The 15,371-nt window shown below is 75.6% G+C and carries 15 protein-coding genes, 1 tRNA gene and 1 riboswitch; of the genes, 9 read left to right on the forward strand and 7 right to left on the reverse strand.

The window, feature by feature from the left end:
• Window positions 1–33: 33 nt before the first annotated feature.
• The 3 genes from ACI784_RS09635 to ACI784_RS09645 are packed head-to-tail and all read right to left on the reverse strand — an operon-like array spanning window position 34 to window position 2,502.
• A complete protein-coding gene (locus ACI784_RS09635) occupies window positions 34–1,236 on the reverse strand; it encodes a M20 metallopeptidase family protein (RefSeq protein WP_456923554.1) in 1,203 nt (400 codons plus the stop codon).
• 31 nt (window positions 1,237–1,267) lie between these two features.
• Window positions 1,268–1,816: a pirin family protein gene (locus ACI784_RS09640; RefSeq protein ID WP_456923555.1), complete on the reverse strand. Its 549-nt coding sequence runs from the start codon at window positions 1,814–1,816 to the stop codon at window positions 1,268–1,270.
• Entirely contained in the window at window positions 1,813–2,502 is a 690-nt protein-coding gene (locus tag ACI784_RS09645) for a phosphatase PAP2 family protein (RefSeq protein WP_457013308.1), read from the reverse strand. The genes ACI784_RS09640 and ACI784_RS09645 overlap by 4 nt, the downstream gene beginning before the upstream one ends.
• Before the next feature lie 73 nt (window positions 2,503–2,575).
• Here ACI784_RS09645 and ACI784_RS09650 point away from each other — a divergent pair, with 73 nt between their 5' ends.
• The 6 genes from ACI784_RS09650 (at window position 2,576) to ACI784_RS09675 (ending at window position 9,319) form a co-directional block, all read left to right on the forward strand.
• The gene (locus ACI784_RS09650) at window positions 2,576–3,751 is read left to right on the forward strand and encodes a PucR family transcriptional regulator (RefSeq protein WP_456923557.1); all 1,176 of its coding nucleotides are present in this window, start codon (window positions 2,576–2,578) and stop codon (window positions 3,749–3,751) included.
• A gap of 149 nt (window positions 3,752–3,900) precedes the next feature.
• On the forward strand, window positions 3,901–5,103 hold the full coding sequence (locus ACI784_RS09655) for an acyltransferase domain-containing protein (RefSeq protein ID WP_457013309.1): 1,203 nt from the start codon (window positions 3,901–3,903) through the stop codon (window positions 5,101–5,103).
• The gene (locus ACI784_RS09660) at window positions 5,100–6,149 is read left to right on the forward strand and encodes a beta-ketoacyl-ACP synthase III (RefSeq protein WP_457013310.1); all 1,050 of its coding nucleotides are present in this window, start codon (window positions 5,100–5,102) and stop codon (window positions 6,147–6,149) included. The genes ACI784_RS09655 and ACI784_RS09660 overlap by 4 nt, the downstream gene beginning before the upstream one ends.
• Window positions 6,150–6,225: 76 nt before the next feature.
• The gene (locus ACI784_RS09665; RefSeq protein WP_456849652.1) at window positions 6,226–6,465 is read left to right on the forward strand and encodes an acyl carrier protein; all 240 of its coding nucleotides are present in this window, start codon (window positions 6,226–6,228) and stop codon (window positions 6,463–6,465) included.
• Between the two features lie 101 nt (window positions 6,466–6,566).
• On the forward strand, window positions 6,567–7,808 hold the full coding sequence (locus ACI784_RS09670) for a beta-ketoacyl-[acyl-carrier-protein] synthase family protein (RefSeq protein ID WP_457013311.1): 1,242 nt from the start codon (window positions 6,567–6,569) through the stop codon (window positions 7,806–7,808).
• 98 nt (window positions 7,809–7,906) lie between these two features.
• Entirely contained in the window at window positions 7,907–9,319 is a 1,413-nt protein-coding gene (locus tag ACI784_RS09675) for an acyl-CoA carboxylase subunit beta (RefSeq protein ID WP_456923560.1), read from the forward strand.
• A gap of 159 nt (window positions 9,320–9,478) precedes the next feature.
• Here the strand turns inward: ACI784_RS09675 and ACI784_RS09680 are convergent, their stop codons facing one another.
• Entirely contained in the window at window positions 9,479–9,979 is a 501-nt protein-coding gene (locus tag ACI784_RS09680; RefSeq protein ID WP_456923562.1) for a DUF3145 domain-containing protein, read from the reverse strand.
• Between the two features lie 373 nt (window positions 9,980–10,352).
• On the reverse strand, window positions 10,353–10,604 hold the full coding sequence (locus ACI784_RS09685; protein WP_456923563.1) for a hypothetical protein: 252 nt from the start codon (window positions 10,602–10,604) through the stop codon (window positions 10,353–10,355).
• Window positions 10,605–10,697: 93 nt separating this feature from the next.
• On the opposite strand from ACI784_RS09685, the gene ACI784_RS09690 reads away from it, so the two are divergent.
• On the forward strand, window positions 10,698–11,591 hold the full coding sequence (locus tag ACI784_RS09690) for a maleylpyruvate isomerase N-terminal domain-containing protein (protein WP_457013312.1): 894 nt from the start codon (window positions 10,698–10,700) through the stop codon (window positions 11,589–11,591).
• A gap of 68 nt (window positions 11,592–11,659) precedes the next feature.
• On the opposite strand, the gene ACI784_RS09695 is transcribed toward ACI784_RS09690, so the two are convergent.
• A complete protein-coding gene (locus ACI784_RS09695) occupies window positions 11,660–12,841 on the reverse strand; it encodes a M23 family metallopeptidase (RefSeq protein WP_456923566.1) in 1,182 nt (393 codons plus the stop codon).
• Between the two features lie 32 nt (window positions 12,842–12,873).
• Window positions 12,874–13,012, reverse strand: a riboswitch (cyclic di-AMP (ydaO/yuaA leader).
• Between the two features lie 403 nt (window positions 13,013–13,415).
• Here ACI784_RS09695 and ACI784_RS09700 point away from each other — a divergent pair.
• A tRNA-Ile gene (locus ACI784_RS09700) sits at window positions 13,416–13,489 on the forward strand.
• Between the two features lie 94 nt (window positions 13,490–13,583).
• Here the strand turns inward: ACI784_RS09700 and ACI784_RS09705 are convergent.
• Window positions 13,584–13,973 carry a hypothetical protein gene (locus ACI784_RS09705; protein WP_456923567.1) on the reverse strand — a complete coding sequence of 130 codons (390 nt, stop codon included), beginning with the start codon at window positions 13,971–13,973 and terminating at the stop codon, window positions 13,584–13,586.
• Between the two features lie 630 nt (window positions 13,974–14,603).
• On the opposite strand from ACI784_RS09705, the gene ACI784_RS09710 reads away from it, so the two are divergent.
• Window positions 14,604–15,077, forward strand: coding sequence for a DUF6325 family protein (locus ACI784_RS09710; RefSeq protein WP_457013313.1), 474 nt, complete (start codon window positions 14,604–14,606; stop codon window positions 15,075–15,077).
• The last annotated feature ends 294 nt before the right edge of the window (window positions 15,078–15,371 follow it).

Raw genomic sequence — 15,371 nt, forward strand, 5'->3', positions numbered from 1 at the left:
CGTCTCCCCTCGGGGAGGCGGGCCGTCCGGCGTTCAGGCCAGCGCCGCCAGGGCCATCCCGGCGTGGAGGGCGGCGCCGTCGGGGAGCACCGCCTCGTCGAACACGACGAGGTTGGAGTGGTTGCCGGCCGCCGACGCAGGGTCCGTCCCCGGGGGGCAGGCGCCGAGGAAGGCCATCGCGCCGGGCACGTGCTGGAGCACGTAGGCGAAGTCCTCCGCGCCCATGAGCGGCTCGCGCGCGACGACGCAGCGCTCGGCCCCGAACAGCGCCGCCGCGGTGGCGAGGACCGACTCGGCCGCGTGCGGGTCGTTGACCGTCACCGGGTAGCCCTCGCGGTGCTCGAACTCCACCGTCAGCTCGTGCGCCGCGGCGACGTGCCGGGCCACGCGCTGCACCCCGGCGACCATGTCGGCCCGCCGCTCCGCCGACAGGGTGCGGATGGTGCCCTCCAGGAACGCCGTGTCGGGGATGACGTTGTCGGTGGAGCCGGCGGTGAGGTGCGCGACGGTCAGCACGGCCGGGTCGAACACCGGCGCGCGACGGGTCACCGTCGACTGCAGCGCGAGCACGATCTCCGCGGCCACCGGCACCGGGTCGGCCGCCGCGTGCGGCATCGAGGCGTGCCCGCCGCGCCCGTGCACGGTCACCATCCAGTGGTCGGCGGCGGCCATCATCGGCCCGGGCCGCACGCTCACCACGCCGCTGGGCTGGGTGGAGAAGACGTGCAGCGCGAACGCCCCGCGCACCGGCGCCTCCGGGACGACGTCGAGCAGCCCCTCCTCGAGCATGTACCGGGCGCCGTGGAAGCCCTCCTCACCCGGCTGGAGCATGAGCACGACCTGCCCCGCCAGCTCGTCGCGGCGCTCGGCGAGCAGGCGGGCGGCGCCGAGCAGCATCGCCACGTGCAGGTCGTGGCCGCAGGCGTGCATCGCGCCGGGGACCTCTGAGGCGAAGGGCAGCCCGGTGTCCTCGTGCACCGGCAGGCCGTCCATGTCGGCCCGCAGCAGGTAGGTGGGCCCGGGGCGGGCGCCCCGCAGGACGCCGACGACCGAGCTGGTCGACTTCCCGACGGTCACCTCCACCGGCAGGCTCGCCAGCTCCTCGAGCACGGTGGCCTGGGTGCGCGGCAGGTGCAGCCCGATCTCGGGGTGACGGTGCAGCCGGCGGCGCAGGTCCACGGTCCGGTCGGCGTCGGCGCGCGCCGCGGCGAGGACGTCGGCGGGAGAGGTCGGCATGCCCCCACTGTCCACCAGGCCGGCGGCGGCTTCAGTCCGAGGCCCAGGACGGACGGCCGGCGTCCAGCTCCCACACCACGGCCACCACCGGGCCGGTCACCGGCCCGCCGTCCTGCCGCTCGACCCGGGTGCCCTCGGGGCCGGCCAGCACGAGCAGGCCGGGCGGCACGGTCGTCGAGGTGCCGTCGTCCACCGTCTCGATCCAGAGCCGCGCGTCGGCGCGGTGCAGGTCCACCCAGCCGTCCGCGTTGCGGTGCACCTCGTGCGTGGCGGCCTCGTCGGGGCCGGCGCTGCGCAGGTACGTCTGGAGGACGTGGGCTCCGGCGTCCCCGGCGACCTCGTCGTGCTCGAGGCCGGTGCCCGCCCGCAACACCGCGACGTCCCCGGCGGCCATGAGCGCGCCGCTCCCCCACCCGTGCCGCAACTCCCCCGCGAGGACCACGGCCACGACGTCGACCGCCCGGTGCGGGTGCCGCCCGTACCCGGTGCCCGGCGCGAGGCGGTCGTCGGCGAGCCGCAGCAGCGGACCCAGCGAGCCGTCGTCCGGTTCGAGCAGCACGTCGGAGCGCAGGCCCGTCATGACATCTCCCGGGGCAGCAGGGCGGCCCGTCCACCGGGCAGCGCGTCGAAGGCCACGGCCACCGCGAGCGTCCACGCGACGCCCAGCGCCAGGCCACCGACCACGTCGGAGAGGAAGTGCACGCCCAGCCACATCCGGGTCAGCCCGACCAGGACGGCCAGCGCGACCCCGGCGGCGAGGGCGGGACGGCGCCACCCCGGCGCCACCCGCGGCCAGGCCAGCACCAGGGCGATGGTCACCAGCGTGGCGATGCCGGAGGAGTGCCCGCTGGGGAAGCTCAGCCCCTCGTAGGTGGCACCGCCGTTCTCGAACGCGGGGCGCACCCGGCCCACCAGCTCCTTGAGCGCGGCGGTCAGCGGGCCGACGACGACGTTGGCGGTGACCACCCACGCCGCGGTCCGCCAGGCCCGGCGGGTGCCCAGCCAGAACAGCACCGGGAGCGACACCAGCACCCGGAACCAGACGACCCCGGGTGTGGTCAGCACCTCCAGCAGCACGTCGAGTGCGCGCGAGCGGTCGTCGCCGGCGTACAGCGCCCGGCTCACCGCCTCGTCGAGCCGGACCTGCGGGGCGAAGCCGACCAGCACCCCCGCACCGAGGAGGCCGACCACGCCCAGCCCGGCGCCGGCCGCGGCGAGGGCACGCCGGCGCGGCACCGCCGTCCCGACCCGCCGGAGCACGTCCACGACCCCACTCTCCCCGACCCCGCGCCCGGCGACGATCCGGGCCCTGTCGGCGGCGCGTGGCAGGGTGGGTCCCGTGTCCGAGAGGGGAATCCGCCCGCCCTCCGCCGCCACGCTGCGGCGGCTGGAGCGCGCCTCGGGGTCCCTGGCCACCCGCGCCGTCTCCCGCATGGACGACGACCTGCCGTGGTTCCGCACGATGCCCGCCGACCAGCGCTCCTGGGTGATGCTCGTGGCGCAGGCCGGCATCGCCTCGCTGGTGGAGTGGTGCCGCACCCCCACCCGGCCGCCGCGGCTCACCGGCGAGGTGTTCGGCGCCGCCCCCCGCGAGCTGGCGCGCGTGGTGCCGCTCAAGCACACGGTCGACCTGATCAAGGTGGTCGTCGAGGTGATGGACGACTTCGTGGAGTCCGTGGCCGAGCCCGGCGACGCCGACGCGCTGCGCCTGGCGGTGCTGCAGTTCAGCCGCGAGGTCGCCTTCGCCACCGCCCACGTCTACGCGAGCTTCGCCGAGAGCCGCGGCGCCTGGGACGCCCGCCTCGAGGCACTGGTGGTCGACGCCCTGGTCCGCGGCGAGCGCACCGAGGAGCTGTCGGGCCGGGTGTCGGCACTGGGCTGGGCGGCGATGAGCCCGGTCACCGTGCTGGTCGGCTCGGCCCCGGTGGCCGGCGACGCACACAGCGCCGCCCGCCGCGCCGCCCGGCAGCTGCGCAGCGAGGTGCTCGTCGGGGTGCACGCCGACCAGCTCGTCGTCGTGCTGGGCGGGGCGGAGCGGCTGGAGGCGGTGGCCGAGCGGGTCAGCGACGAGTTCGGCCCCGGCCCGGTCGTGATGGGGCCGGTCGTCGACTCCCTCAGCCGCGCCGGGGACTCCGCGGCCGCCGCGTTGGCCGGCCTGCGGGCGGCCGCAGCCTGGCCCGGGGCGCCGCGGCCGGTGCCGGCCGACGCGCTGCTGCCCGAACGCGCCCTGGACGGCGATCCCGTGGCGCGGGCCACGCTGCAGGAGCGGGTCGCGATGCCGCTGCAGGGCGCCGGCGGTGAGGTGCTGGAGACGGTGCGCGCGGTCCTCGCCAGTGGCGGCAACCTGGAGGCCAGCGCCCGGGTGCTGTTCGTCCACCCGAACACCGTGCGGTACCGCCTCAAGCGGGCCACGGAGCTGACGGGGCTGTCCGCGACCGACGCGCGCGGTGGGTGGACCCTGCAGGTCGCCCTCGCCCTCGCCGCCCTCGACCAGGACCGCTCGCTCTGGCACTGAGACCCGCAGGACAGTGTGGTTCCCACCACCGGCACTCGACGAACGCGCCCGGAACGGCGCTTCCTTTGTAGGAACCCTCCAAAGAGCACCGGTGTGCTTTCGTGCCGCTCGCCACCACGCGCGGCCCCGATGTCTGACACGGTGAGGAGGTGCTGGCCGTCCTCGCCCCCGGACAGGGTGCGCAGAAACCCGGGATGCTGACCGACTGGCTGGAGCTCCCGGACGCAGAGTCCTTCTTCCGCTGGGCCGGTGCCATCGCCGGCGCCGACCTCCTCGAGCTGGGCACCACCGGCGACGCCGAGGCCATCAAGGACACCGCGGTCACCCAGCCGCTGGTGGTCGCGATGAGCCTGTTCATCGCCCGCGAGCTCGGCGGCCTGCCCGGCCCGGTGACGCACACGCCGCAGGCCGGCCGGGACGTCGTCATCACCGGGCACAGCGTCGGCGAGCTGACCGCGGCGGCCCTCGCCGGCGTGCTGAGCGTGGAGGCGGCGATCGCGCTGACCGCCGTCCGCGGGCGGGCGATGGCCGCCGCGTGCGCGCAGACCCCCACCGGCATGTCCGCCGTCCTCGGCGGGGACCCCGACGAGGTGGCCGCGAAGCTCGCCGAGCACGGCCTGGCGGCGGCCAACATGAACGGCGGCGGCCAGGTCGTGGCCGCCGGTCCCCTCGACGGGCTGGCTGCGCTCAAGGCCGACCCGCCGGCCAAGGCGCGGATCATGCCGCTGTCGGTGGCCGGCGCCTTCCACACCGAGTACATGGCCTCCGCCCGCGCCGAGCTCGAGGGCCTCGTCGGCGGGCTGCGCCCGGCCGACCCGAGCCGGCTGCTGCTCTCCAACGCCGACGGCACCGCGGTCCCCTCCGGCGCCGAGGCCCTGGCCCGGCTGGTCAGCCAGGTCACCAGCCCGGTCCGCTTCGACGCCTGCCTGGACACGATGCGGGACGTGGGCGTCACGGCCGTGATCGAGCTGCCCCCGGCCGGGGCGCTGGCGGGCCTGGCCAAGCGACAGTGGAAGGGCGCCGACGTCGAGATCCTCGCCGTCAGCAGCCCGGCCGACCTCGACCGCGCCCGCGAGCTCATCGCCGCCGAGCGCGGCCGGGCCGAGGCCGAGCACCTGCCTGACTGGCGGGTCGTCGTCTCCCCGGTGCGCGGCACGGTCAGCCCGGCGGAGGTGGCCGAGGGCACCCGCCTGCCGGCCGGCAGCCCGCTGGGGCTGATCCGCAGCCGCCGCGAGGAGGTCAACGTCTCAGCCGGGTACGACGGGGTACTCGCCGAGTGGCTCGTGCACGAGGGAGACCTGGTCGACGCAGGCGACCCGATCGCCCGTCTCTACCCGGAGGTTGCGGAGTGACCACGAACGTGACGCCCGAGCGAGCATCGCAGGGAGCGCCAGCGACCGAGGAGCGGAACGAGGGCGGAACGGAGCCGAGTCGTCGCATCAGACTGCGGGACGGCGCGCCGGGTGCGCGGCTGCTCGGCCTGGGCGCATACCGGCCACGTCGGCGGGTCACCAACGACGAGCTGGCCCAGACGATGGAGACCAACGACGAGTGGATCCGGACCCGCGTCGGCATCGCCGAGCGGCGCTGGGCGTCGGAGGACGAGACCCTCGTCGACATGGCGGTGGCCGCCGGCGGCAAGGCGCTCGCGGCCGGCGGGCTCTCCCCCGACCAGGTCGACCTGGTGATCGTCGCCAGCGCCAGCCTGCGCGCGCCGATCCCGGGCATCGGCCCGCAGGTGGCCTACCGGCTGGGCGTCCCCCGGCCGGGCTCGTTCGACCTGAACGCCGGGTGTGCGGGCTTCTGCTACGCCCTCGGCGTGGCCGCCGACGCCATCCGTACCGGGTCGGCGCGGCACGCGCTGGTGGTCGGCGTGGAGCGGCTGACCGACGTCACCGACCTGACCGACCGGTCGACCGCGGTGATCTTCGCCGACGGGGCCGGCGCCGCCGTCCTCGGCCCGTCCGACGAGCCGGCCGTCGGCCCGGTGGTGTGGGGCAGCGACGGCGACCAGCACAACGCGATCGAGATCGCCGCGGGCAGCTCGACGATGACCATGGCCGGCCAGGCCGTCTACCGGTGGGCCACCACCCGGCTGACCGACACCCTGGTCGAGGCGATGGAGGCCGCCGGCGTCGGCCCGCAGGACATCGACGTCTTCGCCCCGCACCAGGCCAACCTGCGCATCGTCGAGTCGATGACCAAGCGGCTCGGGTTCGGCGAGCGGACCGTCGTCGCCCGCGACATCGTCCAGTCCGGCAACACCTCGGCGGCCTCGATCCCCCTGGCGCTGACCGCGCTGCTGGAGTCCGGCGAGGCCAAGAGCGGTGACCTCGCCCTCGTGCTCGGCTACGGCGCCGGACTCACCTTCGCCGGTCAGGTGTTCCGCCTGCCCTGACGGGCACCCACGAAAGCACCGGGCCACCAGGGCCCGACGGCGGGACCCCCGCCCAACCCGAGAGAGAGGACCCCGCGTGAGCGAGGACATCCAGACCGGTCTGGCCGAGATCCTGGAGGAGGTCGCAGGCGTCGCCCCTGCCGACGCCACCCCCGAGAAGTCGTTCACGGAGGACCTCGACGTCGACTCCCTGTCGATGGTCGAGATCGCCACCGCGGTCGAGGACAAGTTCGGCGTCGCCATCCCCGACGACGAACTCGGCAACATCAAGACCGTCGGCGACGCCATCAGCTACATCCAGAAGAACCAGGGCTGAAGAAGGACCCCCCTGCCCCCCACCGCTCGCGAGCTCGCAGCGGGACCCCGCAGGGGGGCCGAACCCCGGCCCCCGGCCGCACGTCCCAGGAGGAACCCGTCATGAGCACGTCAGTCGGCGACGTCGTCGTCACCGGACTCGGTGCCACCACGCCGCTCGGTGGCGACGTGGCCAGCACCTGGGACGCACTGCTGGCCGGGCGGTCGGGGGTCCGGCGCCTCGAGGACGACTGGGTCAAGGAGTTCCCGGCCCAGCTGGCCGCGACCCTGCCCACCGACCCCGCCGAGCAGCTCGACCGGGTGCGGGCCCGCCGGCTGGACCGCAGCCAGCAGGTCGCCGTGGTCGCCGCCGAGGAGGCGTGGCGCGACTCCGGCGCCGCCGACGCCGGCGTCGCCCCCGAGCGGATCGCCGTCGTCTTCGGCACCGGCATCGGCGGGGCGCTGACCCTGCTCGGCCAGGACGACGTCCTCGAGCAGAAGGGCCCCAAGCGGGTCTCCCCCTTCACCATCCCGATGCTCATGCCCAACGGCCCGGCCGCCGCGGTCGGGCTGTCCATCGGCGCCAAGGGCGGCGTGCACGCGCCGGTCAGTGCGTGCGCCTCCGGCGCGGAGGCGATCCGCTGGGGCCTGGACCTGCTGCGCTTCGACCGCGCCGACGTCGTCCTGGTCGGCGGCGCCGAGGCCGTCGTCCACCCGCTGCCGATGGCCGGCTTCGCCGCCATGCGGGCGATGAGCACCCGCAACGACGAGCCCGAGCGCGCCTCCCGGCCGTTCGACAAGGCCCGCGACGGGTTCGTCCTCGGCGAGGGCGCGGCCGCGCTCGTGCTCGAGCGGGCCGATGCCGCCAAGGCCCGCGGTGCCCGCGTGCACGCGCGCCTGGCCGGCGCCGGCGCGACGGCCGACGGCTACGACCTCGTCGCCCCGCACCCCGAGGGCGAGGGCGCCGGTCGCGCCATCGCCGCCGCGATCCGCGACGCAGGGCTCACCGCGGCCGACATCGGCCACGTCAACGCCCACGCCACCTCCACGCCCGTCGGCGACACCGCGGAGGCGGCCGCGATCCGCAACACGATCGGCGAGCACGTCCTGGTGACGGCCACCAAGAGCCAGACCGGGCACCTGCTCGGTGCCGCGGGGGCGCTGGAGTCGGTCTTCACGGTCCTCGCCCTGCGCGAGCAGGTCGTGCCGGCCACGGCGAACCTCGACGACCCGGACGACGACGCCGCCGTCCAGGCCCTCGACATCGTCCGCCGCGAGCCGCGGCGCGCCCAGCTCTCCGCCGCCGTCAACGACTCGTTCGGCTTCGGCGGCCACAACATCGCGCTGGTGTTCACCACCGCCTGAGCGGTCCCGCCCTCCCGACTGCGCCGGCCCCTGCCCCGGGGCCGGTGCAGCGATGGCGCCTGCCCTGAACCGCCCGAGCCCGAGGCCCCGGAGGTCCCGTGACAGTCCTGTCCGCCGCTCCCGTCCCCACCGCGCCGGACCCTCGTGACCCGGCCGACCGCCTCCAGCGGTTCTTCGACGCGGGCTCCATGACGCCGCTCGGCCCGCGGGACACCTCCGGCGTCCTGGCCGCCCGCGGCACCGTCGCCGGCAGCCCGGCGGTCGCCTACTGCACCGACGCCACCGTCATGGGCGGCGCCATGGGTCTCGACGGCTGCCGGCACATCGTCGACGCGATCGACACCGCGCTGCGTGAGCGGCTGCCGGTGGTGGGCATCTGGCACTCCGGCGGCGCCCGGCTGGCCGAGGGCGTCACCGCGCTGCACGCCGTCGGTGAGGTCTTCGAGGCCATGGTGCGGGCGTCGGGGCGGGTGCCGCAGATCTCCGTCGTCCTCGGCCCGGCCGCCGGCGGCGCCGCCTACGGCCCGGCGCTCACCGACCTCGTGATCATGGGGCCGGCCGGGCGGGTGTTCGTCACCGGCCCCGACGTCGTCCGGTCGGTCACCGGTGAGGACGTCGACATGGAGCGCCTCGGCGGCCCGGACACCCACGGCCGGCGCAGCGGCGTCGTCCACGTGGTCACCGAGACCGAGCAGGCCGCGCTCGACACCGCCCGTGAGGCGGTCTCCCTGCTGGCCGCGCAGGGCTCCCTCGCCCCGGCCGACGCCGAGCCGGACGTCGACCTCCGCGCCCTGCTGCCGGAGAAGCCCAACCGGGCCTACGACGTCAAGCCGCTCGTGGCCGCGGTGCTCGACGGGCCGGGGCTGGAGTTGCACCCGCGCTGGGCGCCGAACATCGTCACCACGCTGGGCCGGCTGGCCGGGCGGACGGTGGGCGTGGTCGCCAACAACCCGCTGCGGCTCGGCGGCTGCCTGGACTCCGCCTCCGCGGAGAAGGCGGCCCGCTTCGTGCGCATGTGCGACGCCTTCGGCGTCCCGCTGGTGGTGCTGGTCGACGTCCCCGGCTACCTGCCCGGCGTCGGGCAGGAGTGGGACGGCGTGGTGCGGCGCGGCGCCAAGCTGCTGCACGCCTTCGCCGAGGCGGTGGTCCCGCGGGTGACGCTGGTGACCCGCAAGTCCTACGGCGGGGCCTACATCGCGATGAACGCCCGGTCGCTGGGGGCGACGGCCGTGTTCGCCTGGCCGGGCGCCGAGGTCGCCGTCATGGGCGCCAAGGCGGCCGTCGGCATCCTGCACCGGAAGAAGCTGGCCGCCGCCCCGCCCGGCGAGCGGGAGGCGCTGCACGTCCAGCTGGCGGCCGAGCACGAGCGGATCGCCGGCGGGGTGAACCGGGCGCTGCAGATCGGCGTGGTCGACGAGGTCGTCGAGCCCTCGCGCACCCGCCGCCGGCTGATCGCCGCCCTCGCGGCGGCCCCGCCCGGACGCGGGGCCCACGGCAACATCCCGCTCTGAGCCGGGAACGCGTCAGGGCCCGGCACCCCTGGGGGTGCCGGGCCCTGACGTGGGGCTCGTGGTCGTCCGGACGCCGCTTCCCCGACGACGTCCGGACGACCGGCCTCAGCCTACGACGAGTGCTCGGGTGCCACCGGGCCGTCGTAGTCAGATCGTGATCTAGACCACCTGGTGCAGCCAGGTCACGGGCTGCCCGTCGCCGGCGTGCCGGTAGACCTCGAGGTCGGCGTCCCAGGCGGCGCCGAGCAGCTCGTCCACCCCGTGCCGGAACGCCTCGATGGAGGTCGCGGTGGCGGCCAGGTGACGCAGCTGCTGCTCGGTGACGATGAGGTCGCCGTTGGCGCTCGTGGGCGCGCGGTAGACACCGTGGCCGGGCACGTACGACATGCGCTCGCCGTCGTTGCCGTAGCTGGCGTCCTCGGTCACCTCGAAGCGGAGCATGGGCCACGCGCGCAGCGCGGCGACCAGCTTCGCCCCCGTGCCCGGGGCGCCGGTCCAGGCCACCTCGGCACGGAAGGAACCGTGTGCCGCAGGCTGGTCGGCCCACGACAGGGAGACCGGCGCGCCGATGACGCGTTCGAGCGCCCACTCGACGTGCTGGCAGAGCGCCTTCGGGCACGCGTGCACGAAGACGACACCCTGGGTAGACCGTCGTTGCACGGGGTACCTCCATCGACTCGATCGGTCTCGTCTTCCCCAACGGACGATCGATTCGGTGACAGGCTGTGTTCGGCGGTTGTGGACCAGGGGTCCTGGGAACAGTTTGCACGATGGTCACCCCATCGCGCCAGTGCGGATGAGGCGGATGGGTCACATGTGACGGATGGTCACGAGGGGGACCACTACGCGCTGGTCAGCGGCCATACCACGGTGACGGCGCACCCGTCCACCGTGCGCTCGCCCCCTCCTGCACCTCCTGCTCGAGCCACGGCACGGCCTGCGGAACGGCCGTCAGGAGCCGGCGGGCGGCACCGCGCTGCCCTCACGCAGGGTAGCGGCGAACACCCGTGTGCACCGGCAGGACACCCGGGGTTCACGCACCGAGTGTGGCCTGCAGGTCCTCCCGCGGCACCACCCGCGTCGCCCGGAACGCCGCACCCTCGACCCCCGGTTCGGTCCACTCGACGTCGACCACCTGCCCGGCGCGGAGCGCGTGGCGCGGGCCGTCGACGACCGAGGCGTCCACCCAGCAGTCGCCGGGCAGGTCCGGGGCCTCCACGAGGCCGGCCCTCCGGGCGTCGTCCCAGCGGATCACCGTGCCGCGGGTCGTGCCGCTGCGTGTCATGCCGCCCAGGCTGGCCGGACCGGCCCCGGCGGACAAGACGGCCCCGCACGGCAGAGGCGTACACCGCGGGACTGCCGGGGTAACGGCCGGGCCATGCAGCGATCCCAGGGGATGGCCGACGCGGGGCGTGACGAGGTCGCGGGGCTGGTCCTGCCGGCGTGGGACACCTTCCTCGCCCAGGCGGAGGCGGTGGACCTCGACCGGCCCTCCCGGCTGCCCGGGTGGCGGGCGCACGAGATCTGCGTCCACCTCGGCTGCTGGGACGACCACACGGCGCTGGCCGACCTGGTCGCCTCCGCGCGGGCCGGGGGCGCGGGGACACCGCCGGAGGTCGACGCGACCAACGCCCGGGTCACCGCCGCCCACCGGGACGCGACGCGGGAGGAGGTGCTGGCCGCGCTGCGGCGCAACCGCGACGCCACCGCCCGATACCTCGCCGATGGGCCCGTCGAGCTGGACACCGCACCGGCGGTCGCGGTCGTGGGCACCCTGCCCCTGCTCAGCGTCGTACTGGGCCAGGCGTACGAGCTGGCCGTGCACGGGCTGGACCTCACAGCGTGCGGCGCCCCGCCGGTGCCGGAGCCGGTCCTGCAGGCGGGCCTGGCGGCCCTCGCGGACGTGACCGGCGCCCTGTCCGCGTCCGTCGGCATCACCGGCGGCGCCACCCTGGCGACGCCGGAGGGCGGCTGGGCCTTCGCCGCCGACCCGGCGGGCTGGACCGTGCGGCGGGTGGCCCCGGGAGCACCGCAGGGCACCGCCGTGGAGGCGCCGGCGGACCTGCTGCTCGAGGCGGCCTCCGGTCGGGTCAACCCGGTCGCGGCGCTGGCCCGGCGGCGGCTGCGGGTGCACGAGCTCGGCGGGCTGCTCGCGCTGGCCCCGGTCGTCCAGGTCGCGCCGGGCATCCCCGGCGGGCCGATCCTGCAGCTGGCCGCGCAGACCCTCGGCGGCGTCGGCGGCCTGCTCGGGCGGCTGCGCGGCCGCCGCTGAACGCACGGCGGCCCGCGGCCGCCGGAGCACCGGGGGCCGCGGGCCGTCCGCGTCAGGTCAGGTCGAGGTCAGCACCCGCCACCGAGGGCGATGCCGTGCTGCGCCAGCCAGGGCATCGGGTTGACCCGGTTGGCGTAGAGGCCGCCCTGGTGCACCTCGAAGTGCAGGTGCGGCCCGGTGGACTGGCCACGGTTGCCGACCTCGGCGATCTGCTGGCCCGCGGTCACCACCTGGCCCGCGGTGACGGAGAACTGGTTCACGTGGCCGTAGAGGGTGATCTGACCGTCGGCGTGCTGCACGTACACGGCCAGGCCGAAGCCGCTGGCCGGCCCCGCCTGGAGGACGACGCCGTCCTCCGGCACGTAGATCGGGGTGCCGATGGGGGCGGCGATGTCGATGCCCTGGTGCATCGTGCCCCAGCGGGCGCCGTAGCAGGAGGTGAGCCGGCCGGCGGTCGGCATGCCGGTCGTGCCCTGCGCCCGGGCGTCGAGCCGGGCGTTGAAGGCGGCGGCGGGGTCGGCCGCGCCCTGCGCGGCGAGCAGGCGCTCGCCGGCGGCGCGGTACTGCTCGTCGAGAGCGGCCTTCTGCGCCGCGACGGCGTCGTACTCGGACTGCGCCTCGGCGAGGTGAGCGGTGGCGGCCGCCTCGGCCTCGTCGGCGGCGCGGGCGGCCTCGTCGAGCCGGGTCACCGCGGCCCGGGCGGCCCGGTCGGCCTCCTCGACCCGCTGCTCGACGGCGAGGAAGTCGGTCAGCCGCGCGGCGCGCTGGGCGCCGAGGACGTCCATCGTCGCCGCCTGCTGCAGCAACTCGGTGGGGCTCTCGGCGTCGAGGATGAGCTCGATGTCGCCGTAGCGGTTGTCGGCCCCCATGTAGGCCTCCCGCCCCAGGGTGGCGACGTCCTCCTCGGCGGCGGCGACGTCGGCCTGGGCGGTGGCCAGCTCGGCGGCGGTGGCATCGGCCTCAGCCTGGGCGGTGGCCAGCTCCGCGCGGGCGACGAGAGCGGCGTCGGCGGCGGCCTCGGCCTCGACGGTCATCCGCTGCAGCTTCTCCTCGGCGGCGGTGACCAACTGCTCGATGCGGGCGACCTCGGCGGCCAGGCTCTCCTGCTCGGAGGTGCCGGAGACGGTGGGGGCGGCGAGCGCGGCCGGGGTGCCGGCCAGCAGCCCGCCGACCACGGCGGCGACGACGAGCGCCCGGCGAGGCGCACGCAGCAGCCGGCGGGCCGGCGCTCCGCGCGCAGGCAGGGTCATCAGGTGGTGCAGGGTCGCCAAGGCGACGGTTCTCCCATCCTCGCGACCGCCTACCGAGTTAGCTGACGGGTTCGGGCCGGACGGCGCCCTACCCGCCTGCGTCCCCCTACGCAGGCAGGACTCACCCCAGTGGAACGGTGGGTCCCCGGTCCGTCTCGGCCCCCGGAGGGAGGCGTCGGCGGTTCGGCGGGGCCAGGCCGGTGCCCTCGTGTGTCGAGGAGCGGAACCCGGCGAGGCCGTCGGGAAAACTACCTTGAGTGACCCCCCGCGGTCACGATCGAGTAACACCTCCGGCGCGCCTCGTTGCCCGAAGGAGTGACATCCCGCTACGAGGCGTGAGTACGCGACCCCGGAGAGCTGATCTTCAGGACCGCTCCACCGCTCGCGCGACTCCCGCGGTGACCTGCGAGGACGGCCCGGGCCGCGCGGTGGGCCGCAGGCGGCCGCGGCCACGTCCCGGGCACCGGGCCGCCGCCGCTGAGATGTCGCGCACAGTTCCCCCGAAACCGCCCGGCGGGCTCACCCTCACGGCCCCGTCGGCGGCCGGCCGCCATCTGGCAGGCTGGAGCACACCGGGGCGGTAGCTCAGCCGGTCAGAGCATGGGACTCATAATCCCTGGGTCGTGGGTTCGAGCCCCACCCGCCCCACCGATCGGGCCCGCAGGCCGGGGCCTCGGTCCTGCGGGCCTCGTCCCGGTCCCGGCTCGGCTCCCCCGCGGAGCGACCCGCGATGGCCCAGGTGCTATGCCGTCACGTTCGTCCACACGGTGCCGATGTTCTCCTCCCCACCACCGTGAGTCGTCGCGAGCAGGCAAGCGCTCAGCGAGGTCCCCGACGCGGTGAAGGAGAAGGGCTGGCTCACGTCGCTCTCGGCGCCCAGGTGCACCGCCATGGTGAACGGCCTGGACGTGCCCTCCTCCAGGAGGAAGAGGCCCTCACCTCGGTTCAGCCGGTCTGCTGCGTCCCGTGAGGTCACGGTCGCGTTGCCTGACACCTCTTCCCCCGGCTCGAACGTGGCGACGGTGAGCGTCTTCGGACACGTCGTGGTGACGACAGGCACCGTGCCGGCCAGGGCCGCAGGCGCGAGTACGACCCCGATCACCGTCGATGCCGCGACCGCCGGAACTGCCATGCGACGTCTTCTCACAGCCATCGCCCCTCAGCGTTGTAGCGATCGTCACCCGATGGCCGGCCTCGATCCCCTCTCTCGCTCGCGACGGCACAGCTCGCGGGCGACAGGACGGGGACCGTCCTAGCACCGGTCCGGCACGGCTGTCCAGCTGGCCGTACGCGGCGCGCGCCATCCGTGAACACCCAGGTGGCGGACACACGGACCGCCAGTTCGAGCCGCACCCGCCCCACCGGTCCCCATCCGAGGCGCCGCCATGCTCATGCAGCCCTGAGCCCGTCCGCGACCAGCAGGGTGCCGATGACGAGCAACAGCGTGATCAGCACCGCGTCGGTGCACCTGTCGGTCCGCACCATCACGGCACAGGTCACCTCCATCTACCGCAAGCTCGGCACCTCCTCCCCCAACCAGGCCGTCGACCGCGTCCGCGGCCGGCCCCGGGCAGGCGGCTCGGCGGCCGCCCGGAGCCTCCCCCGCCGGCTGACGGCGAGAGCCGGCGGCGACCCCGGAGTGGCCCGGCCGGGTCCTCGCCGCGGCGGGTCGTCCTCGAGGGGTGAGGACCGGCCGGCCGAACGAGCAGATCCTCCAGTCACCCACCAGGGCCATGCCCCGGCCGACACAGGGAGGTGCGGCGTGACACAACAGGTGACCGCAGAGGCCCGCGAAGCCGTCGACGAGCTCGGACCGGTCGACTGGATCGTCGTCGAGTTCCCCGGGAGCAGGTTCAACGGAGAGATCGCCCCCGCCCTCGCCGAGCTGGTCGACCGCGGCACGGTCCGGGTCCTGGACCTGCTGCTCATCCGGAAGGACGACGACGGGACGCTCGACTTCTTCGAGCTCGGCGACGTCGACGAGTCCGACGTCGGCGCCCTGCGGGCCTACGAGGGCGAGCTCGCGATGCTGCTCAGCGAGCAGGACGTCCTGGCCGTCGCAGCGGCCATCGAGCCGGGGAGCACCGCGGCGCTGCTGGTCTGGGAGAACACCTGGGCGGCCCCGTTCGCCTCGGCCGTCCGGCACGCCGGCGGCCAGCTGGTGGCCAGCGGCCGCATCCCGGTCCAGGCCATGCTCGCCGCGCTCGACGAGGACGACGCGAGACAGGAGGACTGACATGCCACTGGCAGCCAGGAGGATGCGCCGGGCCGCGGTCATCGGCCCCGCCCCGGTCGCCCGCACCGCTGTGACCGTCGGGACCGCCGCGGTCGTCGCCCACGGAGTGGCGCGGCGCACCGACCGCCGGGAGGACCGGCGAGAGGACCGGCGAGAGGACCGACGCTACCGACGTCGCTGACCGCTTCGCCGGCAGCGCACCCCGCCTCAGCCGCGACAGATGCGCCCTCCGGTCCGGCCGGGTGCTGCGCCGCGTCGGAGGCGCCTCGGGTCGCCCCGAGCACTCTCCTGCGG

The organism is Geodermatophilus sp. SYSU D01186 (assembly GCF_054050215.1).

What these genes read in the sequence shown, in the direction of transcription:
- ACI784_RS09705 (WP_456923567.1), bottom strand. Translation starts at nt 13,973, where the DNA reads ATGGCAGTTCCGGCGGTCGCGGCATCGACGGTGATCGGGGTCGTACTC.
- ACI784_RS09695 (WP_456923566.1), bottom strand. Translation starts at nt 12,841, where the DNA reads ATGACCCTGCCTGCGCGCGGAGCGCCGGCCCGCCGGCTGCTGCGTGCG.
- ACI784_RS09640 (WP_456923555.1), bottom strand. Translation starts at nt 1,816, where the DNA reads ATGACGGGCCTGCGCTCCGACGTGCTGCTCGAACCGGACGACGGCTCG.
- ACI784_RS09685 (WP_456923563.1), bottom strand. Translation starts at nt 10,604, where the DNA reads ATGACACGCAGCGGCACGACCCGCGGCACGGTGATCCGCTGGGACGAC.
- ACI784_RS09670 (WP_457013311.1), top strand. Translation starts at nt 6,567, where the DNA reads ATGAGCACGTCAGTCGGCGACGTCGTCGTCACCGGACTCGGTGCCACC.
- ACI784_RS09635 (WP_456923554.1), bottom strand. Translation starts at nt 1,236, where the DNA reads ATGCCGACCTCTCCCGCCGACGTCCTCGCCGCGGCGCGCGCCGACGCC.
- ACI784_RS09690 (WP_457013312.1), top strand. Translation starts at nt 10,698, where the DNA reads ATGCAGCGATCCCAGGGGATGGCCGACGCGGGGCGTGACGAGGTCGCG.